This window comes from Microbulbifer donghaiensis, assembly GCF_900129095.1.
Lineage (GTDB): Bacteria > Pseudomonadota > Gammaproteobacteria > Pseudomonadales > Cellvibrionaceae > Microbulbifer > Microbulbifer donghaiensis.
Window position 1 is genome coordinate 139,553 of the sequence record NZ_FQVA01000003.1, and the last position, 23,800, is coordinate 163,352.

Below are 23,800 nucleotides of genomic sequence, written 5' to 3' on the forward strand. Positions count from 1 at the left end.
GGAACTGTGCCATCCAGCCGGAGTGGCGCGCCCGGCTTTTCCGGGCGGGGGATGGTACTCCGATTTCATCGGCAAGCCTACCGTGACTCCAGCCGACAGCGGCGCACAAAATATTCAACTGCGGAGACTTGCGAAGAGGAGCAGCGGAATGTTTTCGACGGCGAAAGTGCTGACGGGCGCCGCAACCACGGATTCGGCTGCGGCGCCCCATCAGTCAAGGAAAGCTACTCGGTACGGCTGTACCTCAGGCTTCCTGCAGGAAACGGGCGATGGTACGCAGACCGTGCCCCTTGGCGCCCTGGGCCCAGAGATCATTGGCACCCGGCTGGTAGGAACCGGACAGGTCCATATGCACCCAGTGACGCCCCTGGTCGCGCACGAAGCGCGCCAGGAAAGCCGCCGCCGTGGAAGCGCCGGGGCTGCCGTCGATACCGACGTTGGCAATCTCGGCGAAGCCGGATGGAATCTGCTCCAGGTGGAACGGCTCCAGCGGCAGGCGCCAGGCTTTTTCGTTTTCCGCCGCGGCCGCGGCCAGTACTTTCTGCGCGGTGTCGTCCTCGAAGCTGAGCACCGAGTTGTAATCCCGTCCCACCGCCATCTTAGCGGCACCGGTCAGCGTGGCGGCGTCGAGAATCCAGCGCGGTTCCTGCTCCGAGGCCGCGATCAGGCCGTCGGCCAACACCAGGCGCCCTTCGGCATCGGTGTTCAGGATCTCCACCGTCACGCCGTTCTTGTACTTGATGATATCGCCCAGCTTGTAGGCGTGGCCGGAAATCAGGTTTTCCGCACAGCACAGGTACAGCTTGACGCGCTTTTGCAGGCCGCGTGCGATGGCCAGCGCCAGGCCGCCGGTGACCATGGCCGCGCCGCCCATATCGGATTTCATCGTCGCCATGCCGGCAGACGGCTTGATGCTGTAGCCGCCGGAATCGAAGGTGATGCCCTTGCCCACCAGGCAGATATCCACCGGCGCGCCGTCGTCACCGGCGGGGTTGAAGTCCAGCTGCAGCATCACCGGCTCGCGCACGCTGCCGCGGCCGACGTTGTGAATACCGACAAAGCCCTCCGTCAGCAGGTCGTCACCGGCGATGATCTTGTAGCTAACCGCGTCCGGCGCCAGCTTCTGCAGCATTTCTGCGGCGCTCTCGGCCAGCACTCGCGGCGACACCTCATCCGGCGTGCCGTTAGTGATTTCCCGCACCCAGCGCGCCGCCGTCTCACGGGCGGCGAGTTCTTTCAGCTCCGCTGCCTTGTCCGTGCCCCAGTCGAGCCGGTTGTCGTTGCGCGGATTGAAGTATCCAGCCCAGAAGGCCCAGCGGCGCTCCAGATCCCAGCCTTCGCCGCTGAGCGAAACGGCGGCGATGCCCATGCTGTCCAGCCGTCGCGCCGCGCGCTGGGCGGCGACTAATGGTGCGCCGGTGGCCTTGGTCGCGTGCACCGTGGCGCCACGACTGGTAAAGCTCAATAACGCCTTCTCCCCCCAGGCGTCCGTCGCCGCGGTTTCAACCAGCTGAACCTGCATTGCCTTTGTCATACAACACCTTTTCCTAAAAAAACCTTGTGCAAATTATGCGAGCAATCCGCCGGCATTCTAACAGGCCGCCGGAATTACAACGATGTTTGCGCCGCCAGGACCGCCGCGGATAAACTGACGGCCAGGGAATAACAAAAGCATAGGGAAGTCATCATGGCCGAATCCTGCAACTATCACGCTGCCGCCGAGGCCGCCTGGCACTGCCAGCCCTGCAGCCGCCACTACTGCAGCACCTGTATCCCCGGCGCCAGCGCCAACTACCACAACGGCCGTCCCGATTGCCCCCTGTGCCGCAAGTCGATCGACTATATCGGCGCCAGTAACAGCGCCAAGCCCTTCTGGCAGATGGGGCTGTTCTACTTCAAGTACGCACTGCAGCCCGGACCGCTGACCGTGCTGGCTCTCGCCACCGGCGCCAGTCTGCTGATTTCCGGACTCGGCATCCTGTCGCTGGCGCTCCTGCTGGCTACCATCGCACTGGTTACCCGCTACAACCTGCTGGTGATCGAGCGCCTGGCCGGCGGCCAGCTGCAGGCACCGGCGTTCGGCGATGCGCTGGACGGCAACAGCGCGCCACTGTTCGTGAAAGTGATCGGTATGACACTGATCGCCGGCTTCGTCGGCTACCAGTTTATGAAACTCGGCACTGGCGCCCTGCAGCTCTACTCCATCGCCTTATCGCTGCTGGCGCCGGCGGCGATGATCGTACTGGCACTGGAGAAAAGCCTGCGCGCCGCCATCAATCCACTCAAGCTGCTGCAGTTCACCCTGATTATCGGCTGGCCCTACTGGCTGCTGTGGCTCGCCACCAGCGCCGTTTCCGCCGCACCCGGCTATCTGCTACTGCTGGTCGGCGACAAGCTGCCACCCTGGGCCATTGTCCCCGTCGTGGCGGCCAGCACCAGTTACTTCTATATCGTCACCAGCGCGATGATGGGCTATATCTGCCTAGCCCGGCAGCAGCGCCTGGGTATCAGCGCCGAACACGACGATGCCGACAGCTACTTGGAAGAACGAGAGTTCGAGCGCGCACGCACCCTGGCGGATGTACAGATACTGATGCGCGAGGGCGACTTCAAAAATGCACGCCGCACGCTGGTGGAGTGCCTGCGCCGCTACCCGGACGATATCGCCCTGAACGAGCGCTACTACCGACTGCTGCTCGCATCCCAGGACAAGAAGGCGTTGCGCGAACTGGGCCCGCACCTGCTGGAAAAATTCATTCGCATGGAGCGCGCCCACAAGGCGGCGGAACTCTACCTGGCCACCGACCCACTGCCCACGATCGACAAATCCCACCTGCGCCATGGGCTCGCAGAGGCGCTCTACCGCCAGCAGAAATACCGCCCGGCGGCGCAACTGCTGAACAACCTGCACAAGGAAGACTGGGACTACCGCCACCTGGATGCGGCCTACTTGCTGCTGGCGCAGATCTATATCGACGGCTTCAACCGCGAGGATATGGCGAGAAAACTGCTGGCCTATGTAAAGCAGAAGTTCCCGAACAGCAGCCTGCGCAAGCAGGTGGATACGCTGGAGCAGATTCTCAAGGGTGCACAGGTAGCGGGCTGATAATATTGCCTTTTCTAAATCTCATTCGCGCACCTGAAGGGGAAATCCCCTTCGATGATGGAGGCCTTGATGCCGTTGCGGCCTGCCCTCTCTTCACATGTATCACAACGGCTAAAGCTATGAACACTGTGATTTGCGACGAAAATAGATAGGAGGCAATCATTGAAGAGCACTGAACTTTTAGGCGTTGGTCTTCGATTAGTTGGCGTATACGGAATAGTAAAATCAGCCCAATTTTTGGTGTCCGCTGTAACCTCCCTTTCTTCATATTTCAGCGCGGAGTACGGAGAGCAGTTTAATGGCTGGTTTCTGATGCATGCTGGAGCATTACTATTCATGATTGCATCTTCTGCAATCCTGATTAATTTTCCTGGAACTGTGGCGATTTGGCTGCTTCCGAAGACCGAAACCTCCGGTGCGGATCTATCGCAACCCGCCAAAGACCTCCAAACAACCGGTTTAACGATCTTGGGTTTCTTTGTGCTTACTTACGCAATACCAGAGTTTGTACAAAATTTGTATATGTGGTGGCAGGCAAAGGGAATTACCGTATTAAACGAGATTGTAAAACCCAGAGAGCGATTCGCTGAGGTCTTATACTCCGGTATACAGCTAGCACTGGGCCTATTCTTAGTGTTGCAAGCAAAAGGCATTTCTGCGCTGGTAGCCCGGCTTAGATATGACGGCACTTACTCCCAATAGCTCTCGGCTGTGGATTTCTGATATTCAGCGCTTCGTAAGACTTGCACAGTCATTCGATCTCCTCAGCGCAGAAATTAGATATTGGCGATACAGAAAGAGAATCCATGAAAACAATCGGTTTGCTCGGCGGCATGAGCTGGGAGAGCACGCTCGGTTACTACCGCGCAATTAACGAGGGGATCAAGCAGAAACTTGGCGGCCTGCATTCGGCGCAGATCGCCATGTACAGCGTCGATTTCGATCCGATCGAAAAGCTGCAACACGCCGGCGACTGGGATGGCACCGCCAAGATCTTGTGTGAGGCGGCAAAGAGTGTTCAGGCTGCCGAAGCCGACTTCCTGCTGATCTGCACAAACACCATGCACAAGGTGGCGCCGGAGATAGAAGCGGCAATAGATATTCCCTTGCTGCATATCGCCGATGCCACCGCGGAAGTTCTCGTCAGTGACGGCATAAAGACGGTTGGCCTGCTGGGTACTGCCTTCACCATGGAGCAGGATTTTTACAAAGGAAGGCTAGAAAACAAGTACAACCTTAGAGTAGTGGTACCAAACGAAGAGGACCGACAAATCGTTCACCGGGTCATTTATCGAGAACTCTGCCAGGGAAAGATCGAGCCGGATTCGAAAGCGGATTACCTGCGTATCATCGAGGCGCTGGCAGCTCAGGGCGCAGAGGCCGTGATTCTCGGCTGCACGGAGATTGGAATGTTAGTCAGCCAGGCGGATACCAATGTAAGACTACTGGACACCACCGCCATCCATGCAAAAAACGCCGTGGAGCTTGCCCTGGCATCGTAAAGGGCCCGTAGTGCGCCCCGCCAGCCTACGCACCGTCCCGGGATTTTCGGAAGCATTCATTGCCCGGAAACCCAAATGGGCGGCGACGGGGCTGGAATCTCTTAAAAATACGACTCAAGGTCTTAGCTGCAGAATCATTAGAAAATGTCCAGATTCAGCCATTTATTGCGCTGGCAAAAAGGCCGGCAGCAGACCGGTTACGAGAAGATGCTGCTCCTGGCAGCGCGCTGGCCGGTGAAGTTTGACTGCTATCTGCTGCGATTCCCCCAGGGCTGCGAGGTGCCACCGCACAGGGATAAGGTAACCGGCGGCCGCCACTACCGGCTGAATATCGTGTTAAGGAAGGCGAGAAAAGGTGGGGAGTTTGTCTGCGCTGCGCCGATCTACCAAAGCCACCGAATCAAATTCTTCCGGCCGGACATCTGCGAGCACTCGGTAACAAAAGTTGAGCAGGGTAACCGCTATTTGTTGAGTATCGGCTGGGTCAGAAGCGTTTAGGCGACGCGACGGTTGCGCTGCCGGAAGGACACGGGCAACCCATCCCGCTCGCACCAATCACTGCTGGGCAGTAACCTCTCCCCCCGGGAAAAGATGCAACGCCTCGCGCGCACGGCTCTCATCGCCCAGGCGCCGGTAGTGGCCAACCAGGGCCATGCTCAGTTTCGGCAGTAGCGGGTGTTCCACCTGCTGCTGTTGCAGTCGGCGCAGCAATTCCTCCAGCCACTTCCAGTCCTTTTCCTGCGCGGCGCGGCGGGCCAGCAGCAGGCACACCTTGGTGGTCAGTGCCCGCGGCTGGGCAGCCTGCTGCAGGTAGCGGCGGTAACCGTCGGCCAGGGTATGGCCGTCGATCGCGATATTGCTGGCCTGGGCAAACAGCGCCAGGTTGGCGCGGTGGAAGGCCTCGCTTGCCGGGGCCGCGGCGGTCAGTTCGATGGCGCGCTCGATCAACACCAGTGACTGCGGATACTGGCGCACTGCCGCGGTGGCGGCGTCGGTGGCTTCCAGCAGCTTGCCCTCCTCCTGGAAGCGGTCGATACGGGCTAGAGCGCGCTGTTGCGGTGACGGCGCTTCCGCCTCCACCGGCAGCTGCTCCAGCGGCGGGCGCCGGCTGAGCAACAGCAGCGTGGCGACAAAACCGGCCAGCAGGCCGCCGGTGTGGGCCCAGTAGGCGATGCCGGCGTCGCCGTAGAAGTAACCGAAGATTTCCTTGCCCAGCCACAGCGGCAGCACCAACAGTGCCGGCGCACTGAACTCGCCAAACACAAAGCCGACGGTGTAGAAGAAGCGCAGGCGGCGCACGCCGTAGATGGCCACGAACATGCCCATTACCGCCGATACCGCGCCGGAGGCGCCGACCATCGGCACCGGGCTGCCCGCCTCGACCGCCATATGCAGGCCGGCGGCGGCGAGGCCGCCGAGCAGGTAGAGGCCGGCAAACCAGAGCCCGCCCAGGGCCAGCTCCACCGACAGGCCGAATAACAGCAGGAACAGCATATTGCCGATCAGGTGATCCCAGCTGCCGTGCAGGAACATGTGACCGAACAGACCGCCCACATTCGGCTCCGCCGGCGTCAGGCCCATGGCGATACTGCTCAGGCGATCGCGCAGCTCGGCGAACTGCTGGCGCTGCGCCAGCCACTGGGTCTCACCCTCGGCGCGCAGCTGCGGCAGCAGCCAGTGGTGGAATTCCGGGTTCCACAGCAGTTCGCGGTAGACGAAATCCTCGCCCTGCACGTCCACCTGCATGCGCCACTCCGGGTGCAGCTCGTCCACATAGACGAGGAAACGCTGTTCCTCGAGCGCCGGCAGGTCGCTGGAAAAGTAGTAGTCCTCCGCCTGTTGCCAGCGCGCCTCATCGCGGCCCTGGTAGAGCACGAACACCAGCAGGTTCAGGGCGATCAGGGCAAAGCACATCAGCGGCGGCCGGCGCCAGTCGGGCTTGTTCTGGATGGGAATGATTAGCACTACGGCCGGCCTTAAACTGAGGGTTGCAATGACCCCCAGAATACAGGGGCACCGTTCGGATAACAAACACTCCGACTGAAATTTAACCGAGCGGCGAGCGGCCGATATGCTCCACCAGCCGCTCCAGCGCCCAGCTGGCGACGATCGAATTGCCCAGGCTGTCGAGTGCCGGCGACCAGGCGCAGACGGTGAACTCCCCCGGCAACACTGCCAGCAGGCCGCCGCCAACCCCGGACTTGGACGGCAGACCCACCTGGGCGGCGTAGGTGCCGGACGCATCGTAGAGGCCGCAGGTCAGCATCAGGCCGTTGACGCGGCGCGCCTGCTCGCGGGTCAGCAGCCGCTCGCCGGTAGTCGCGTTGACGCCGCCGTTGCAGAGGAAGTTGCAGCAGCGCGCCAGCTGCGCGCAGCTCATATGCAGGGCGCAGAAGTGGCAGTAGACCTCGAGGACCCGCTCGACGCGCCCGTTCAGGTTGCCGAAGCTCTTGAGCAGCCAGCCGATGGCGGCGTTGCGCGCGGTGTTGTCCAGTTCCGAGCGCGCCACCCGCACGTCGTAGCCAATGGTGGGGTCGTCGCAGAGGGCACGCGCGAACTCGCGCATCCGGTGCAGCACCAGGAACTGTGCGTCACAGAGAATATCCACGACCACCAACGCGCCGGCATTGACGAACGGGTTGCGCGGAATGCCGTTTTCACTCTCCAGCTGCACCAGTGAGGCAAAGGCCATGCCGGACGGTTCCTGGCGCACTCGCTGCCAGAGCTTGCGTACATCGGTACTGCGCATCGCCATCACCAGCGCCAGTACCTTGGAGATACTCTGGCTCGAGAAACCGGTGTGCGCGTCACCGGCGGTCTGCAGGCGTCCGTCGCGATAGCAGATCGCCAGGCCGAACTGGTCCGGGCGCACTTCGGCGAGTGCCGGGATATAGCGCGCGACCCGCCCGCGGCCGAAATGCGTGCGCGCATCGCGGGCAAGCTGCTGCAGAAATTCGTCACTAATCGGTTTCGGCAGTGCCACGACCTATTCCGTTTCCCCGCGCTATTTCTGTGAATGGCGACTGATCGGCAGTGGCACATCCCAGCTGCGCACATGCAAGTCGCGCTGCGGGAAAGGCACTTCGATACCCTTTTCATTCAACTCGCGCAGCAGCTCGAGGTTGTACAGCGCATAGGGGTCACCCAGGGGCGAGACCATATTGCTGTTGATCCACACCACCAGCTTGAAGTTCAGGGAGTTGTCGCCGAACTGCATCAGCCAGACCTCCGTTTTGCGCTTCCAGTCGGTGTGGGTAATCGTGACCCGCTCTGCCGCCGCCATCGCCGCCTCGCGCACCAGGTCGGGATCGGAACCGTAGGCCACACCGAAGGGAACATGAATACGGCGCACCGGATCGTCCAGGGTATGGTTGATCACGCGCCCGGCAACGAACTCGGTATTGGGCACCAGTATGTCCACGTTGTCGCGGGTGGTGATTCTGGTGGAGCGCACATTGATATCGCGGATGCGACCGAACACACCAGACTCCAACTCCACCAGGTCACCGACGCGCAGCGGCTGCTCGAACAGCAGGATCAGCCCGGAAATAAAATTGGAGAAAATCGCCTGCATCCCGAAACCGATACCCACCGACAGGGCACCGGCCACGAGCGCCAGCTTGGAGGTGTCCAGCCCCAGCATACTCAGCACTATGATGATCGCGATGGCAATAATGCTGTAGTGCAGCACGCGCCCGAGGTTGTACATCGAGGATTCACTGGCGTGCTTCTTGCGCACCAGGCGGTTGAGGAAACGCCGGGTAAAGCTGGAGATCAGCCAGGCGCACACCATGACGAAAATAATCTTGGCGATATCCCGCAGCGTGATCGGGTTCTGCGCGATGGTGAATAACTGGAAATCCGCCAACTGGCGCCAACGCTTGTAGGCCTGGTCAATCATGAGGCTCGTGCGTTCGCGCACCGTCGCCCACCAGCCCTGGCGCTCCTTGTAGACCTGCAGTTGTGCCACTTCGTAGCGCAGGATGTCTTTGACCAAATCTTGGGCGTTGTTGAGCCCGCTGTCGATGCGCTCGAAATAGCCCCACCAGCGGCTCAGGTCCGGGCCTTCTTCGCCCTCTTCACCGCGCCAGGCGGAAACCTGGCGCTGGCGGAGGTTCAGTTCCCGCGAGGTGCTTTCGATGATGGTGCCCGCCGTCTCCAGCAGGTCGCGGCTGACTATCAGCTGTCGATCTTCCTCATCCTTTCCCTCCATCAATACCCAGTTCATCGACTGCAGCAGTTCGGCCTTGCGCCGTTTCAAATGGCCCTCGAGCAGGTCGACTTCCAGCTGCATCAGGGTCAGGTCTTTCTGCAGGCCCTTGACCGGGTCGGTGCGCAGCTCAGGAGAGCCCTGGATACTGGTGCGCGTCGCACCGATTTTCTCGATCGCATCCGACTGTGTCTTGATCTCTTTTTCCAGTGCCTTGGCCGCCTCTTCGCTGTATAGCAGCGAGTCGAGCATACGTTTCAGGTGGTCCTCGGCCGAATCAATTTTCTCCTGCCAGGTGCCGAGAAACTCTTCCAGCGAATCACGCTGCTCGATGATATTCAGGTGGTTGATCTGCGTTCTCAGCAGCGTCAGGGCGGTCGCTTCCCGGTCCTCTGTGTCACGGGCTTCACGCAGCAGTATTACCTGTTTGCGCAGTTGGCTGAGTGACTGGCCGAGTGTCTGGTCGAGCTGGCGGGCTTCCAGCTGGAAGCTCGTCATCCGCTGCCGGCCGCGATTGATTGCGCCGTCCGCCTTGGCCCAGTCCATCACATCCGGCTTTTCCGGAAACTTAATATCCGGCAGCAGTGTGACTTTCTGGTATTCCTGGTTTCTCTTCCAGGTTACCTCGATGCCCTGGAGGCTCTGGCCAATCGAGGTGGCGCGTTTTTGCAACGCTTCGTCTTCAGGCAATTTCTCCCGCCATTCTTGCCAGGCTTTGGTCAAGGCCTCCAGCCACTGCTGGCGCTCTTCGCTGGAAGCTTCTGTCCACTCGGTCCACCAGTCCGCAGACGGAGCGGCAAAGTCCGGAATTACCGGTTCGAATTTTTTGGGTTCACTGCCCGGAAGCTGGGCACTGGCAATCAGGGAGCTGCAAGCAAAGAGAAGAGACAGGAAGAAAGTCAGCAGTATGCGCGGCACACTGCGATCACAGCGCGCAATTCGAAGGGGGGAAAAACTACAATCACCCGCCATAGTGCGCATCTATCCGTGAAAAATTCTCGACGCGATAAACAACACGAATTCCGCGGAATCCATCCTGTTCAGTGTAGTCGAGGCAGGCTGCGACTTTTTTGCGCCGCAGCCGCCAGCAGTCACAGCCGGGGGCTCAGCACAACGGTTACGCTATTGACCGTCATCGCACCGCCACCTGTCACCCAGCCGCCCTCGGCGAATAGCCGCTGCACCCTTGCGCCGTCGATCAGGCGATCGTTGAGGTCGATGACAAACTCACTGAAGTCGGAATACATGAAGACGATGTCGTCCTCGGCCAGTGCGTACAGTCCGCCGTCCTCCTCCGGCACCGGCTGCAATCGTGGCACCGTGAACAGCGACAACAAATCGGTGACCACGGCGCCGCGGCGAATAGTGTGATCCAACCCCAACAGGTCCGGCGCCAGGTTGACGGTTATGCCGCCGGCATCCAGGGTCAGGAACGGGATGTCGCTGCCGCCCGGTATCCAGCTCACCAGAAATTGCGCGCCATTTACGCTGAAATCCTGCAGCGAGTCGGCGGAGAAATCCGGCGGCGCACGACCGAAGGACGTCACGTAGCCGTGGAAGCGCAACGGCGTGCCCACCGCGAGCGGCGGCACCGTCAGCGCACCGATATCAACCTGGTAGCCGTCGGGGTTGGCATCCTGGTCCTCGCTGTTGGAAGTGCCGCGATAGTCGAACAGCAGCGCGTCGCGCCCGCCGAACTCCAGTGCGGTGACATTCATCTCATCGCTGACACGGGAGTTCAGGAAGGAATCCAGCGTGGTCGACAGCAGGCGCACGCGCCCCTGGTCCAGGTCCAGGCTCAGCAGGCCATCGTTCCAGTGACCGAGGGCGGCAATACGCTGGCCGATGGAAACCCCACTGATAATTTCCTGCCGCAGCGGAAAGCGCGGCACTGTGACCTGCGTGGTGTCCGTCAGCAGCAGTTCCAGCTCATCGCGAAAGGAAACACTGCCGTCGGCGCGGATCACTTGCGCGCCGACAATCGTCACGAGATTGCCCCGGCGCGCCAATACGTGACCTTTGACGGTGTCCAGTGTGTCGCCGGGAACGCTGCTGCCGACATAAACCAAATCCGTAATAAAGCGGCGGGTACTGCGGTCGAACACGCCGAACGCCAGTGTCGCAATATCGGCGGGCAACTCCGCCAGTGCGGCGAGCCCGCTGGCACCAAAAAAGCGCTCACCGTTGATTTCCCAGTCGGTTTCACCGCTAATCTGGATATTCACGCCACCGTATCGCTCGGTGTCGCTATAGAAGGGCTGCAGCGCAATACGGAAAGACACCTCTCTTTCGTCCACGCTGATCAGTGGCCCGCGCATGCGGAACGGTTTCAGGAGCAGCGGGTTGGCCGCCGCGGTCGCCGCCGGCAACAGGGTCACCTCCGGCGGTTCCACGACGGTATCGACGCTGTTGGCGGCCACCAGGTTAAAGTCGAGTTGCAATAGCGCCGGTATATCCGGCACCACGACGACGGGTCGCAATGGATCGAATTCCAGAGCCAGCGTCACCTCGCGGACCCGCGCGCCATCCTCGAATCGCACCCGTGCCCGTTCGGCAAAGCCGTCCACGTCGACGCGAATATCCGCATCGCTGTAATCTAGGGTGATTTCTCCGCGCACATAATTGCCCAATTGCAGGGTCGCCGCGGTAACCAGCTCCGTGCGCTCGCGATACTGAACGAAATCCACGGCGTTCGCCGCCGGCAGCAGCTCGACCCAGGTGCCGTCGAAGCGCTGCAAGCGCAGGGAGGTAACGTCCACCTGGTAGCGGATAAAGTCCCCCTCCAGATCCGTCAGGCCGATATACAGCTGCCCGCACTGTTCGGACGAGGGTTCGTTATCACCAGTGGCACAGATTGGTGCTGGTTCAGCAGTGCTGGACGAGCGCGTGCTATCGACACCGCCATTCCTGTCGCCACCACTGCCGCTTCCACAAGCACAAAGTATCGAGGCGAGGAGCAGGGCGACACAGCTTCGCCAGCCCGCGAACAGATCCCTATTCATTGGTATGTACTTCCCTTTAACCACCCAGCCGTCGGTGTCCACGCGATGGCAGCCATCCGCATGGCTGCCCCGGCTATTACGAGAGCATCCGTTAAAGACTAGGGCATAAGGGGGGAGAAATATGGCAGGCTATTCAGCGGCGTCAGCTGGTTCACCCGGGAAGTGGCCATCAACCATTAGCGCGTGGCGCACAGGTATCATTTATGGCGTCCCGATGGTGCTATCCCCACGCTCTTTTCAATCGCCGCTGGCCATCCCGATCGGCGGCCAGCGGCTCACATGTGAATCGTTTCCGAAGGGCTACTAGCGCATGCACCGATTGTACTCATCCCAGTAGCTGCCCGGCTGGCGGCGGTAAGGACCGACGTCACCGCGACGCGACTGGTCCCTGGCGATACGGCGGCAGGTCGATCTGAGTTCGCGGTAGCTCAGGTCGGCAATATTGTCGCGGTAGCCATAACGGCCGTAGTAACCATAGCCCCGGAAATAATAATCGCCGCGATAGCGCCCATAGTAGCTTTCCGGGCGGTATCTGGGTTCAGGCGCCGCATAGATACGGGGGGTCACTGCCGGGGGCTGCGGCGGCGTCGGGGCTGCAAGCGAGCGGAGTTGCGGCTGCTCTCTGTAGTATTCGCGCCAGCCCGAAGGCGGGGTTATGACCGCGAAGTCGTCCCCTCGCGGGTCGTACAGGAAAAAGGTACCTCTGGAGACGAAATAGCGCTCGCCGCCCATGGTAAAGGTACTGCTGCTACCGGGTACATTAGGCACCCGTGCGCCCAGCGGCGACTCTACACGCAAGTAACCCCCTTCGCCCGGCCGGTAGAAGGATCCGCGCCAGTAGTGATACGTTTGGCCGCCCACCAGGATTTGCGAGGCGCCGGAAGGCAGAGATCTCAAGCGATCCTGGGCCCAGGCAAGCGACGCGGCGAGACTGAGCAGGAGTGCAATGGCGTAGTGCATGAGCGCATCCCCTCTCTTGCAAACTACCAGAAGTTTATTCAGCGGCGATGCCCATCCCAAATTGGGGTCGCACGGCTCGGGCCTTCGCTAGGACCAGCAGTCGAGGCATCACTGGCGCGCTCTAGCATCGCGGCCGTGACTAAGCATTTGAAGACACCAGCAAAATAACGTGAGTCACATCACCAAGAAAGCTTGAAAAACAACACGGAAATACGCTTTCAGTCGCGCCCTGCCCTCCTACAAATGATAAAAACATCGACTAACTAACCGTCAAAGCAAAGGGAACGGCATGATTCGCATCAAACTATTTATCCCGATACTCGTCGGAGCACTCTTAACCGCTTGTGGCGGGGGCGGTGGTGGCGGAGATGGAGAGACCCCGACCCCGGACCCGGTGACTGATCCTACGGGGAGCAGCAGCGGTGGCGGCGTCGGGACCAGTAATGACAGCGATGCTCCTGTCGCGTCCATAATGTTCCCGTGGACGGCCGCGCGCACCAGCTCGAACAGCCTGACGGTAAAGGGTATTGCCAGCGATAGCGGCACGATCAAAGCGGTGCGGGTCAATGGCAAGAGCGCGACCCTGACCCGGAATGCCACCGCTATCTCCACATCCGGACTGGCCATCCGTTCCTCGAATCCCGCCCGCCTGCTTTCCGACGGCAGCGGCACCGATACGAGTGACGCAGGCGATGTCGTGGAGTGGGAAGTGACCATCCCCGTCCCTGCTGCGGATGATTCAACCGTCGTGGTAGAAACAGAAGATGAGGCCGGCAATGTGGACCATGCCGCAGCTAAGGCCAGCGTCCTGAATCGGGCGGTACCGACGTCATTCGAGATCGACCCGGTAAACAGGCAACTCGTGGGACAAGCCTGGCACGACCTGTTTGTGGTCATGGGACTCGATGACGATAGCTATAGGACCGTATCCGTCCCCGACCACCCATTCTGCGGCGGCTTCGCGCTCAAGCCCGACAACAATGCGATTGTCTGTACCACCCTCGCCGACAATCAACTAAAGATAACCAGCTTGTCACTGGACACCGGCGCGCAAAGCTTCCTGTTTGAACAAAACCTAAACCTGGATCCAGCGGAGTGGCTATTCGCCAGCGTCTGGGAGGCAGAGGTTTCCGCCGACAACAGCAGTCTCTATTTACTGGTGCAGTACTTTTCCGCCGTCAGTTACGATGACAACAAGTCCGTCATCTACCGCTATGATTTTGCCGGCAACACTCTCACCCCGTTAGTGGATGGGGCGACGCAATCGGGAAGCAAATTTGCCGCGAATACCTTTGCCCTTGCCAACTCAGGCATCATGGCGATCAATACCAGAGTTGCCGGCGATTTGGGTGGTGACGACAGCCTGAATCTAATCGACTACGCAGGCGCCGACTCAACGAGCGTCACCGAAGCCTTCAACCTGACCCTAAATCTTGTCGATGTCAGCGCCGATGATACGACCGCTTTTGTCGCTGGATATGATGGCATAGCAAAAGCGGATATTCCGACCGGGACCAGGGAGATTCTCTCGCTGGAAGCGAACGAACAACTTTTCAATATCGACCAGCTGGATGCCATCGCCCTCGATGAAGCCAACAACCGGCTGTTAATTGGCGACTCCGGATTTGGCTATATTTTTTCCGTGGATACCGATACCGGCGCGCGCACCGAGTTTGCTGCCAATGGCTTGGGTTCCGGGAAACACCTGCTGGCGCCGCGCGCAATCGAACTCGACGAACCCAATGGTCTGGCCTACGTCCTCGATGACGGCGGCAATGCCGGCGAGAACCTGATCGAAGTCGACCTGGCGACAGGCAACCGATCAGTGCTCGCACATTTCGATTTCCCCTACAACTACATCGCGCAGGACCTGATTCTGGATTCTGCGGGTGGTCGCCTGTTTGCGGTATTCGAGCACGAGATTTTTGCGGTAACGCTCGGCGACGGAGCCGTTACGCCACTCGCATCTTCTGGGAGCGGGTATAGCTTCACCGGAGGAACCCTGGATGAGTCGGGCAATCGATTGCTTATCACCGAGACCTCGACGGACTCCGTATTGACCCTGGACCTGTCGACCTATTCGATGACTGAGCTTTATTCATCAGCGACAATCGATGTCCCCGTCGACGTCGAACTGGATGAGTCATCCGGGCAGATCTATATCCTGTCCCAAGCAAACGGTGAGTTGCACGCCTACGATCCCGATAGCGGTGAGACAACGTTGCTGCTTAATAACTGCGTGGAAGACCAGGGCCGAAATGCACTGGATATCAATGTCGGCAGCGTCCAAGGCTTGCACCTTGATCCCAATAAGCGGTGGATGTGGATTTCCGGAGACTACCTGATGCGATTCGACCTTGAGAGCAAGGCCTGCTCAGTCATGCCGTGGAAGTATTACGGCTACGGCCTCGGAAACAACATCAGCATTCTCGACGTAAAGGCGACATCGAACGGGCAACTTCTGGGCACCAAGTTCAGGAACCTGATCCAGATCGATTTTGAATCCGGTGAACTCGTCACGCTATCGCGATAAGGTCTCACAATGAAAAAAACCGCTCTTGAAGAGCGGTTTTTTTATATGCTAGAGAAATGCCACCGTCACTCAGCTTCCCGCCTTTACCGGGTCATCTGTCGAACCTCGCACTACTTCCGACAATACTTTGACCGCCTGCCCCGGCTGCAGCCGCTCGGCGCCGCGGACGATAACCCGATCGCCATCTGTCAATCCGCCGAATACCGCGATCCACTCACCGTCACCGCTGCCGGTGGTCACCGGCATGCGTTCGGCTTTGCTGTCAGCGTCGACGCGGAACACGAAGGCGTCACCGTTGCGCAGCACTAGGGCATCGCGCGGCACGGCCACCATCCGCTGTGTCGCCGCTACCGGCACGGCCACCTGCACCGGCATGCCCACAATCCAGTCCGACTGCTCCGGCAGTTGCACCATCAGTTTTACCCGGCGCGAATTGGCGCTGGCTACCGGTACAAACTGGCGCACGTGGCCCTCAAGCATCTCACCGCCCTCACGCGCCTCTTCGGCCTGAGAGATGACATCGCTGCGCAGCGCAACCGGCTCGCCGGCACGCAGCAGCGGCAGCGCAATAAGCGGGATATCCGCCTCCACTTCCAGCTGCGACATATCCAGTGCGCGCAACAGCTCGCTGCCGGTGCGCACATACTCTCCGGCCTGGTGCTCACGGCTGACGACCAGCGTATCGAAGGGTGCATTGATCGTTGTCTTGGACAGCTCGTACGCGCGGCGGTCCCGCTCGATACGCGCGGCCACCAGGTCCTGGGCCATGGCCTCGCGCTCGGCCTGCTGCTCCTCCAGCGCGGAACGGGAGGTACTGTTGGTTTCGGCGAGTTTGCTCAGGCGTTCGAGCTGCGCATCCAGATAAGTGAGGCGGGCACGCAGCTGGGCGATACGGCTGTCGCTGTTGCGCAACTGCAGGCGCCAGTGGGTCCCATCGAGCTGCGCCAGTCGCTCGCCTTTCCTGATCAGGCTGCCGGGCTCGGCAACGAATTCCAGTGCGCCGTCGAGCTCGGCAGAGATGCGGATATCGCGGCGACTCACCACCTTGCCGGCGGACCACTGGCTCGGGGCGATTTCGCGCAGCTGGGCACGGTCGACCGTGACAGCCGCCTCCTGCTGCTGGGCCAAAGCGGGCGCCGCGAGCGCTACGAGCAGTGCGGCCGCAATCAGTTTTTTCATAGGGAATTCCTCGCAACCAAACGGGCGCGCAGGCGCGCGAATTTCGGCAAAGTTATAGATCCGGTCTGCAGCAGCGCCGGCAATAGCACCAGGGTAAACAGGGTGCTGACGGCCATACCGCCGACAATGACGGCCGCCAGCCCGCGGTAAATGACACTGCCCTCACCGGGGGCGACCAACAGCGGCAACATGCCAAACACGCTGGTCAGCGTACTCATGAAGATGGGCCGCAGGCGCAGGCGCAGTGCCTGCTCGACCGCTTCGACGCGGCTGGCACCTTCGTCCTCGGCGGCGCGCGTCTGGTGCACCAGCAGGATGGCATTGTTGACGACCAGTCCGAGCAGTATCACAAAGCCGATCATCGTCAGCAGGTCGAGCGGCTGGAAGCCGATCAGGTTCAGCAGTTGCAGCGCCAGCACACCGCCGACGGTGGCCAGCGGCACCGTCAGCAACACCAGCCCGGCGTCGCGCAGTGAGCGGAACAGCGCGCTCATCAGCAGGAATAAAATCAGCAGCGCCAGTACGAAGTTCTGCGACAGGGATACCAGGGCCTTGTCCAGATCGCTGGCATTGCCGCCGATAAGAATGCTGCCGTCCGCGGGCATGGCGGCCTGGATTTTTGGCAGCACCTCCGCTTCGATCTGCGCGCGCACCTCTTCCAGAGAGACATTGTCCGGCGGCACTATGTTGAGGGTAATGGTGCGGCGGCCATCAACCCGCCGCAGACTGCCGGGACCGACGGTGCGCTCGACACTGGCCAGCTGGTTCAGCGGCACGATTTCGCCGCGCGGCGTCATCAGCGGGGTATTCTGCAGCTGCTCCGGCGTGCTCCACTCTTGTGCCTTGAAAATGACATCGAGGCGTTTCTCACCGTTAAAATATTCGCCCACATAGAGACCGTTGCCCAGGGCGCGAATCAGCCCGCCCATATCCTGGCGATTCCAGCCCTGCTCATGCATGGCGCGGTCGTTCGGGTAGACGGTCAGTTCCGGCTCGGACAGCGACAGTCCCGGGTTCGGCTGTACCGGCACACCCGGCATTATCTCGCCGACCACCTCCACCCCGCGGGCGGCAGCTTTCATCAGACCGTCGGCGTCGCGGGACTGCAGGTGCAGTGCAATCTGGCGATCGCCACCGAAAGCGCCGAACAGGTTGCCGCGCGCGGCAAAGCCCTGGAAGTCCGGTATATCCACCAGCACTTCCTCGCGCAGGATTCGCTCCATCTCGGCGGCCTTGTCCATATCCTTGACGCGCACCCCCATGGTGCCGCCATTGGGCCAGGTAAGAATGTAGTAGTTTTTCAGTGCCGGCTCGCGCTCACCGCTCATATACGGCGCCATGCGCCTGTCCAGCTCGGCGACGATCTCGTGCTTAATGGTGTCGGTGTTGGTAGCGGCGGGGAAATTCAGCCAGACGTCCACCGCGTCCCGTTTTACCGGCGGCAGGTAATCCAGCTTCGGCAGCAGCAGCCAGGTCGCCATTAGCGGCAGCAACAGCAGTGCGCCGATCACCCGCCAGCGCCGCGCAGCGGTGCTGGTCATTCCCATCACCCTGGCAGTGATTCTTTCCCACAGCCCGGCGAGGCGATCGTCGCTGGAAATTTCCGGCAGCCACTGTCGCGCCGCCGTCGGCACAACGGCCACCGCGACCAATAGGGAAAACACGACGGCGACGGCGATCGTCAGCGCAAGATCACCGAATACCTGCCCCTCGACGCTGTTGAGGAAAAATACCGGCAGGAAAATCGCCACCGTAGTGGCAGTACTGGCGAGCAGTGCCCCCCAGACCTGGCCGGCGCCCTGCTCCGATGCGGCATTCGCATCGAGGCCTTTTTCCCGCAGGCGCACTATGTTTTCCAGCACTACGATTGCGGCGTCCAGCACCATACCGGTAGCGAAGGCGAGCCCCGCCAGTGAAATCACATTGACACTGCGCCCGGCGGCGGACAGCACCACGAAGGTGGCCAGCAGGGAGATCGGAATTGCCGCGGCGACGATCAGCGTGGCGCGCATGCGGCGCATGAACCACCAGAGCACGCCGACCGCGAGCAGGACACCGAGCACCATGTTGCCACCGAGCAGGTTCAGCGCGCGGTAGACAAACACCGAGGCGTCGAAGGACTGCACCAGCACCAGTTTTTCCGGTCCCAGTTTCTGCTCGTTGAGCTGCGCGACTTTCTCTTTGACCCGTTCCAGTGTCGCGAGCATATTGGCGTCGTTGGATCGGTTGATACGCATCGACACCGCCGGGTTGCCATTCTGGGTCGCGGCGCCGTTGCTGTCTGACGGCGCCACCTTGACCTCGGCGATATCGCCGAGGCGCACCGGGCGCCCGTCGCGCCACTCCAATACCAGTTCCGAAAGTTTCTGCGGGTTGTATTCACCGGCAAAGCGCAGTGTGTAGCGGCGCCGGCCGACGTCGGTGAAGCCGCCGGACACGTCCCGCGCCGAGGCGAGTTGGCTGGTCACCATCGGCAGCTGTATGCCCAGCTCCGCCGCCTTCCAGGGATCGAAGATAACCTGTAGTTCCTCGCGTCCGGCGCGACCGTTCTGCGCCTCGACGCTGGCGACGCCCGGCACGCCCTCCAGCTCCGGGCGAATCACATCGTCAATCAGTCCGGTGTAATCCTCGAGGGTGTTGGGATTGCCCGGCAACAATTGCAGGAAGAAATAGGTCAGTGCGGGCGTGCCGCCGCCCCAGCCACCGAGCATCACCCGCGGCGGTTCGGCGTCCCGCGGCAGCGGCGGCAGGCTGCTCATGCGGCTGATGACGTCGATCAGCACCTTGTCCATATCGGTGCCCATGGTGAATTCCAGATTCACCCAGGCGCCGCCGCGGCCGGCATTCACCTGCATCTGCTCGAGCCCGGTGAGTCCCTGCAAAACCGACTCGATCGGCTCGACGATTTCCGCCTCCACCTCTTTCGGTGAAGCCGCGCGCCAGCCGGCCTGAATGGTGATCTGCGGGTTTTCGATATCGGGGAAGAGTTGCACCGGCAGGCGGCTGGCGAGAAAGGCGCCGAGTAGCACGGCCAGTACTACGGCCACCGCGGTGGCGGCGGGATTTTTTAACGCTGCGTTGGTGAGCGCCATACCCTGTACCTTATGTATATTTTTAATTGAGGATAAGGCTAAAGGGTTGCGGGATTAGGACAAGGCGATTGCGATCAACCGCCGGCTTTTGGCGGCGGGCGCCCGGCAAATTTTCGGGCCCCGCACCGGTGATACTCTACAGAAAGTGCTGGACCTTGTTTTTATAACTGCGGCTCATCTTCAGTCGCTCACCGTTGTTCAAAACCAGGTGGTACTCGCCGTTGATATGCGCGCAGATTTCGCGCACGCGACTGAGGTTGACGATGGTCGAGCGGTGAATGCGCTGGAACAGCTTCGGATCCAGCTGCTGCTCCAGCTCCTTCATGGTGATGCGCATGACGTGCGTCTCGCCGTTGGCGTGCACGCACATATAGTCGCCGGCGGCGTCGATCCAGTCGATTTCCCGCGCCGGCACCAGCGTGATCTTGCCGGAGTCCTTGATGGCAATTTTTTCCGGATAGGCACTGCCGCCCAGCTCACCCGCCGCCAGCTTCTGCGCCAGCGCTTCCGGGGATTCTTTGGTCAGGTCCGCCACCGCTTCCAGCAATTGCTCGCGCTGGCTGGCGATATCGGCGCTGGCCAGTTTGTCCCGCACCCGCCCCAGCGCCAGCGCCAGGCGCTGGTCCTCAATGGGCTTCAAGACATAATCCACGGCGTTGATTTCGAAAGCCTCCACCGCGTACTGGTCGTAGGCAGTAACGAACACCACCTGCGGCAGCTGCTCGACGGGAATCTGCTGCACCATCTCCAGGCCGTTGACGCCGGGCATCTGGATATCCACGAACACCACATCGGGGTGCAGCGCCAGAATCTGTTCCCGCCCCTCGCGGCCATTGCTGCACTCGGCGATGACTTCGACATCGCCGAGCTGCTCCAGTCGCAGGCGCAAGCCGCGACGCGCTAAGGGCTCGTCGTCGATAACAATGGCTTTCAACATGCCTGCAGTCTTGGGAGAGTCAGCCGTACCGGTCATAACTTTATTCCTGTTCGTAGGGGATCCGTATATGCACCGCCAGACCGCCTTCCGGACGGTTGCGGAAGCGCACCTTCTGCTCGTCGCCATAGAGCGCGCGCAGGCGTTCACAGGTATTGCGAATACCGACGCCGTAGCCTTTGCCCAGTTTTGCCAGTTCTTGTTCCGGCATGCCCGGACCGTTGTCGCTCACTTCCAGCAGCAGCTCACCGGCAAAGACCCGCGCCTTGATTATGATTTCGCCGCCCCACTCCCGCTGCGAAATACCGTACTTGATCGCGTTTTCCACCAGCGGCTGCAACAGCAGGCTGGGCACCAGCGCCCGCGGCGAATCGCCTTCCAGGTCCAGGTTCACTACCAGGCGGTCGGCGAAGCGCACCTTCTCGATATCCAGGTACAGCATCAGCGCCTCGACTTCCTTGGCCAAGGTCACCTTCTGCATCGGGTCATTGTCCAGCGAGTGGCGCAGGAACTGGGACAGGCGCGTCACCATATCGTTGGCCGTGCGCCCCTCGCTGTCGAGAATCAGGGTCGAGATCGCGTTCAGTGTATTGAACAGGAAGTGCGGGTTCAGCTGATAGCGCAGCATTTTCAGCTGCGCCTGGTGCGCCATGGATTCCGCCCGCAGCGTTTTTTCCTGCTGCAACAGCGAGGCCTGGTAGTACTTGATGCCGTAATACAGCGCCGCCCAGGTCATCAGGATCAGGAAGGAATAGGAGAACCAGTAGATCGCCAGCACCGCGGGGTGCTCGTCACTCTCCTTGCCGTAGAGCCACAATGAACCGCCGAATTTGATTGCCGCCCACAGCGCCGCCGCCAGTATCACCACCACCAGTGAGCCGAACAGGCGCGTAGCCGGCGGCTTGTCCCATAGTTTCTGGAAGCCGCGGCGCATGGCCTCGGACAGCAGTACGCCGGAGGCTGTGGCCACGGTGATATAGCCGGTGTGCAGCCAGTGGTCCTTCACCCAGAAAAAGCTGCCGACAAAGGTCAGCAGCGTATAGCCGCCCCAGCCAGACAGCTGCAGCGCCCAGTACTGCCACTGCTGCATCGCCAGCCGTTCGGACAGCCACTGAAATGCGTTGTTACCCATAGATTCCCGATTCGCGGCGCCGACTTGCGGCCGCCGATTTGACACTTTCGTATGGCTTCATACTAAATGGCGGCTCCCGCTGGTGAAATACCAACCGGCGCAGCAAATGGACAGACTGCCGCATGAACTTCTGGTTATTCAAGTCCGAGCCGGACGAATACAGCATTCACGACCTCGCCGCGGAGCGGGGCCACACCGGCCGCTGGGACGGTATCCGCAACTATCAGGCGCGCAATTTTCTCCGCGATCAGGTACAGGAGGGGGATGGCGTACTCTTCTATCACAGCGCCTGCAAGGTGCCAGCGATAGTGGGTACCGCCGAGGTGGTGCGCGCGGCCTACCCGGATCCGGCCCAGTTCGACCCGGAATCCAAGTACTTCGACCCCAAGGCCAGCGGCGACCAGCCGCGCTGGTACTGCGTCGATATCCGCTGGCAGAGCAACTTCGCGCGACCCGTGCCGCTGGCAGAGATCAAGCAGAACCCGGGGCTGGCGGAGATGGTGCTGGTAAAGCAGGGGCGCCTGTCCATTCAGCCGGTCACAGCGACGGAGTGGAAGACCATCGCGCGGCTGGGCCAGGCCGCGCGTTGACAAAGCGCGGCTATGTGCGCGGAGTGCGCGGAGTTGCGCCCCGCCAGGGGCGGCGGGCACTGAACTCACAGCCCGCACGAACTTGTCAGGCGCCCTCCGGCGCATTGCGGCCCACACTGTACCAGTCCAGTTTGCGCGTCAGCACCATGATGCAACCGAGCACACCGAACACCAGCAGCGATCCCATCAATAGGGCGTAGTCCTCGGCACTGAGCAGGCCGTAGAGCAGTCCGTAGAGTGCCGCCAGCAGCGCCGCAAAGCCCAGCCCACGACGCCAGCTGCGCAGCACGAAACTGACATAGAAGCCAATCAGGCCGACACAGGCGGCTGCGGAAAGTCCGTAGGCCCGCGCGAAGGCAATGTGCTCGGACAGCGACAGCAGCAACAGGTAAAACATGGCCAGCGCCAGCCCCACCAGGGTGTACTGTACCGGATGCACCGCCAGGCGTTTCAGCACTTCGAACAGGAAAAAGGTGGCGAAGGTCAGAGTGAGAAACAGCAGCGCGTATTTGATCGCCCGGTCTGTCTTCAGATATTGATCCACCGGATCGAGGAAGCTCACGCCGAAACTGCGCTGCCGCAGGCTCTCGCACTCCCTGTCCTGTCCGCATCGCTGCAGCGCCTCCTCCAGGTTGGTGGCAAAAAAGCTGGTCTGCCATTCGGCGGTAAAACCGCGATCGGTCACCTCGCGGCGGCTCGGCAGGTACTCGCCGACGAAACTCGGGTGCGGCCAGTCGGCACTCAGCATCACCCGGCTGTCGCGGCCCACCGGCACCAGGCGCAGGTGCTCGGTGCCCTGCAGTTTGAGATCGAAGGCAAACTCCAGGGTCTGGCCACCCTCGCGCTCCAGCGCCGGCAGCTGCGCGTGTACCCCGGAGCCAAGCATGGGTGTGCCGCTACCGGGGGCGAACTCCAGCGTCTGGCCGTTCAGGCGCAGCCGCAAGTCATTGCGGATGCCGCGGATATCGCTGATGCCAACGGAGAGAAAGGGTTTCTCGAAATGGTACTGCGCCAGCTCCTCGCCCAATCCCAGCCGCGCCGGCAAGCGGAACTGGCCGCTTACCCGGCTGTCGCTGTGATACAGCAGCGCCTCGTAGATACCCCGCGCGCGTCGCTCGGTGGTCAATTCGGCATCGAAGGCAAAGCGGTCCGGCAGAAAGTACAGTTGCCCGCTCTTTTTTCGCTGTTCCGCGTAGCGCTCGCCAGTCTTGTCGTGGATTTTCCACTGCTGGATCGTCTTGACGTAGGGCACCACGAGAATGGGGCCGATGATCTGCTGGCTGTAGCTGGAGCTGCGGGCAATATCCTGCAGTACTCCTTGCTGGTAGTGCTGCCGTTCAGTAATCAGGCCGCCGATCATACTCAGGGGGATCAGCAACAGCAGTATCAGCAGGGCGATAGCGCCCAATTTGAAGGCCAGGGTTCGGTTCATGGTTCAGCTCTCCGTGTCGATTAATGTCGATGGCACAGAGTGTGAATTGCCAATATGGGGAGCCGATGGCGGGGAGATGGAGCGAAGATGGAGACTTTGTGGAGATTCGGCGGTCGCAGAGCTGCCGC

General features: G+C 61.0%; 17 protein-coding genes. 6 read left to right on the forward strand and 11 right to left on the reverse strand.

Going from position 1 to position 23,800, the window contains the following annotated elements:
• Positions 1 to 244 precede the first annotated feature (244 nt).
• Complete coding sequence (gene pepB, locus BUC36_RS12710; protein ID WP_073275738.1) at positions 245 to 1,534, reverse strand: aminopeptidase PepB; 1,290 nt, start codon at positions 1,532 to 1,534, stop codon at positions 245 to 247.
• Between the two features lie 153 nt (positions 1,535 to 1,687).
• On the opposite strand from pepB, the gene BUC36_RS12715 reads away from it, so the two are divergent.
• From BUC36_RS12715 to BUC36_RS12730, 4 genes are all read left to right on the forward strand, one after another.
• Complete coding sequence (locus BUC36_RS12715; protein ID WP_073275740.1) at positions 1,688 to 3,106, forward strand: tetratricopeptide repeat protein; 1,419 nt, start codon at positions 1,688 to 1,690, stop codon at positions 3,104 to 3,106.
• A gap of 162 nt (positions 3,107 to 3,268) precedes the next feature.
• Positions 3,269 to 3,808, forward strand: a complete 540-nt coding sequence (locus BUC36_RS12720; RefSeq protein ID WP_143186985.1) for a hypothetical protein — start codon at positions 3,269 to 3,271, stop codon at positions 3,806 to 3,808.
• Positions 3,809 to 3,912: 104 nt separating this feature from the next.
• On the forward strand, positions 3,913 to 4,608 hold the full coding sequence (locus BUC36_RS12725) for an aspartate/glutamate racemase family protein (RefSeq protein ID WP_073275744.1): 696 nt from the start codon (positions 3,913 to 3,915) through the stop codon (positions 4,606 to 4,608).
• A 144-nt stretch (positions 4,609 to 4,752) separates the two neighbouring features.
• Positions 4,753 to 5,106, forward strand: a complete 354-nt coding sequence (locus tag BUC36_RS12730; RefSeq protein ID WP_073275746.1) for a 2OG-Fe(II) oxygenase family protein — start codon at positions 4,753 to 4,755, stop codon at positions 5,104 to 5,106.
• A gap of 57 nt (positions 5,107 to 5,163) precedes the next feature.
• Here the strand turns inward: BUC36_RS12730 and BUC36_RS12735 are convergent, their stop codons facing one another.
• The 5 genes from BUC36_RS12735 to BUC36_RS12755 all read right to left on the reverse strand — a co-directional run bounded on the left by BUC36_RS12735 (position 5,164) and on the right by BUC36_RS12755 (position 12,780).
• The gene (locus BUC36_RS12735; protein ID WP_073275748.1) at positions 5,164 to 6,573 is read right to left on the reverse strand and encodes a rhomboid family intramembrane serine protease; all 1,410 of its coding nucleotides are present in this window, start codon (positions 6,571 to 6,573) and stop codon (positions 5,164 to 5,166) included.
• An 82-nt stretch (positions 6,574 to 6,655) separates the two neighbouring features.
• Complete coding sequence (locus BUC36_RS12740) at positions 6,656 to 7,591, reverse strand: glutaminase (RefSeq protein ID WP_143186986.1); 936 nt, start codon at positions 7,589 to 7,591, stop codon at positions 6,656 to 6,658.
• 21 nt (positions 7,592 to 7,612) lie between these two features.
• Positions 7,613 to 9,736, reverse strand: coding sequence for a mechanosensitive ion channel domain-containing protein (locus BUC36_RS12745; RefSeq protein WP_234994985.1), 2,124 nt, complete (start codon positions 9,734 to 9,736; stop codon positions 7,613 to 7,615).
• Positions 9,737 to 9,909: 173 nt separating this feature from the next.
• Positions 9,910 to 11,820, reverse strand: a complete 1,911-nt coding sequence (locus BUC36_RS12750; RefSeq protein ID WP_073275750.1) for a hypothetical protein — start codon at positions 11,818 to 11,820, stop codon at positions 9,910 to 9,912.
• 303 nt (positions 11,821 to 12,123) lie between these two features.
• A complete protein-coding gene (locus BUC36_RS12755; RefSeq protein ID WP_073275752.1) occupies positions 12,124 to 12,780 on the reverse strand; it encodes a DUF6515 family protein in 657 nt (218 codons plus the stop codon).
• A gap of 289 nt (positions 12,781 to 13,069) precedes the next feature.
• Here BUC36_RS12755 and BUC36_RS12760 point away from each other — a divergent pair, with 289 nt between their 5' ends.
• Entirely contained in the window at positions 13,070 to 15,313 is a 2,244-nt protein-coding gene (locus BUC36_RS12760; RefSeq protein ID WP_143186987.1) for an NHL repeat-containing protein, read from the forward strand.
• 69 nt (positions 15,314 to 15,382) lie between these two features.
• On the opposite strand, the gene BUC36_RS12765 is transcribed toward BUC36_RS12760, so the two are convergent.
• The 4 genes from BUC36_RS12765 to BUC36_RS12780 all read right to left on the reverse strand — a co-directional run bounded on the left by BUC36_RS12765 (position 15,383) and on the right by BUC36_RS12780 (position 21,650).
• Positions 15,383 to 16,492 (reverse strand): efflux RND transporter periplasmic adaptor subunit, encoded by a 1,110-nt coding sequence (locus BUC36_RS12765; RefSeq protein WP_073275756.1) that lies wholly within the window; start codon positions 16,490 to 16,492, stop codon positions 15,383 to 15,385.
• Complete coding sequence (locus BUC36_RS12770) at positions 16,489 to 19,584, reverse strand: efflux RND transporter permease subunit (protein ID WP_073275758.1); 3,096 nt, start codon at positions 19,582 to 19,584, stop codon at positions 16,489 to 16,491. The genes BUC36_RS12765 and BUC36_RS12770 overlap by 4 nt, the downstream gene beginning before the upstream one ends.
• A gap of 136 nt (positions 19,585 to 19,720) precedes the next feature.
• Positions 19,721 to 20,557, reverse strand: a complete 837-nt coding sequence (locus BUC36_RS12775) for a LytR/AlgR family response regulator transcription factor (protein WP_200797273.1) — start codon at positions 20,555 to 20,557, stop codon at positions 19,721 to 19,723.
• A gap of 4 nt (positions 20,558 to 20,561) precedes the next feature.
• Positions 20,562 to 21,650 carry a sensor histidine kinase gene (locus BUC36_RS12780; protein ID WP_073275760.1) on the reverse strand — a complete coding sequence of 363 codons (1,089 nt, stop codon included), beginning with the start codon at positions 21,648 to 21,650 and terminating at the stop codon, positions 20,562 to 20,564.
• 122 nt (positions 21,651 to 21,772) lie between these two features.
• Between BUC36_RS12780 and BUC36_RS12785 the strand changes: the two genes are divergently transcribed.
• Positions 21,773 to 22,240 carry an EVE domain-containing protein gene (locus tag BUC36_RS12785; RefSeq protein ID WP_073275762.1) on the forward strand — a complete coding sequence of 156 codons (468 nt, stop codon included), beginning with the start codon at positions 21,773 to 21,775 and terminating at the stop codon, positions 22,238 to 22,240.
• 85 nt (positions 22,241 to 22,325) lie between these two features.
• Here the strand turns inward: BUC36_RS12785 and creD are convergent, their stop codons facing one another.
• Positions 22,326 to 23,672, reverse strand: coding sequence for a cell envelope integrity protein CreD (gene creD / locus BUC36_RS12790; RefSeq protein ID WP_073275764.1), 1,347 nt, complete (start codon positions 23,670 to 23,672; stop codon positions 22,326 to 22,328).
• Positions 23,673 to 23,800 lie beyond the last annotated feature (128 nt).

Excerpts from the sequence above, each read along its gene's own strand:
- pepB (WP_073275738.1), bottom strand. The coding sequence starts at position 1,534 with ATGACAAAGGCAATGCAGGTTCAGCTGGTTGAAACCGCGGCGACGGAC.
- BUC36_RS12715 (WP_073275740.1), top strand. The coding sequence starts at position 1,688 with ATGGCCGAATCCTGCAACTATCACGCTGCCGCCGAGGCCGCCTGGCAC.
- BUC36_RS12725 (WP_073275744.1), top strand. The coding sequence starts at position 3,913 with ATGAAAACAATCGGTTTGCTCGGCGGCATGAGCTGGGAGAGCACGCTC.
- BUC36_RS12730 (WP_073275746.1), top strand. The coding sequence starts at position 4,753 with ATGTCCAGATTCAGCCATTTATTGCGCTGGCAAAAAGGCCGGCAGCAG.
- BUC36_RS12750 (WP_073275750.1), bottom strand. The coding sequence starts at position 11,820 with ATGAATAGGGATCTGTTCGCGGGCTGGCGAAGCTGTGTCGCCCTGCTC.
- BUC36_RS12755 (WP_073275752.1), bottom strand. The coding sequence starts at position 12,780 with ATGCACTACGCCATTGCACTCCTGCTCAGTCTCGCCGCGTCGCTTGCC.
- BUC36_RS12760 (WP_143186987.1), top strand. The coding sequence starts at position 13,070 with ATGATTCGCATCAAACTATTTATCCCGATACTCGTCGGAGCACTCTTA.
- BUC36_RS12765 (WP_073275756.1), bottom strand. The coding sequence starts at position 16,492 with ATGAAAAAACTGATTGCGGCCGCACTGCTCGTAGCGCTCGCGGCGCCC.
- BUC36_RS12770 (WP_073275758.1), bottom strand. The coding sequence starts at position 19,584 with ATGGCGCTCACCAACGCAGCGTTAAAAAATCCCGCCGCCACCGCGGTG.
- BUC36_RS12775 (WP_200797273.1), bottom strand. The coding sequence starts at position 20,557 with ATGACCGGTACGGCTGACTCTCCCAAGACTGCAGGCATGTTGAAAGCC.
- BUC36_RS12780 (WP_073275760.1), bottom strand. The coding sequence starts at position 21,650 with ATGGGTAACAACGCATTTCAGTGGCTGTCCGAACGGCTGGCGATGCAG.
- BUC36_RS12785 (WP_073275762.1), top strand. The coding sequence starts at position 21,773 with ATGAACTTCTGGTTATTCAAGTCCGAGCCGGACGAATACAGCATTCAC.
- creD (WP_073275764.1), bottom strand. The coding sequence starts at position 23,672 with ATGAACCGAACCCTGGCCTTCAAATTGGGCGCTATCGCCCTGCTGATA.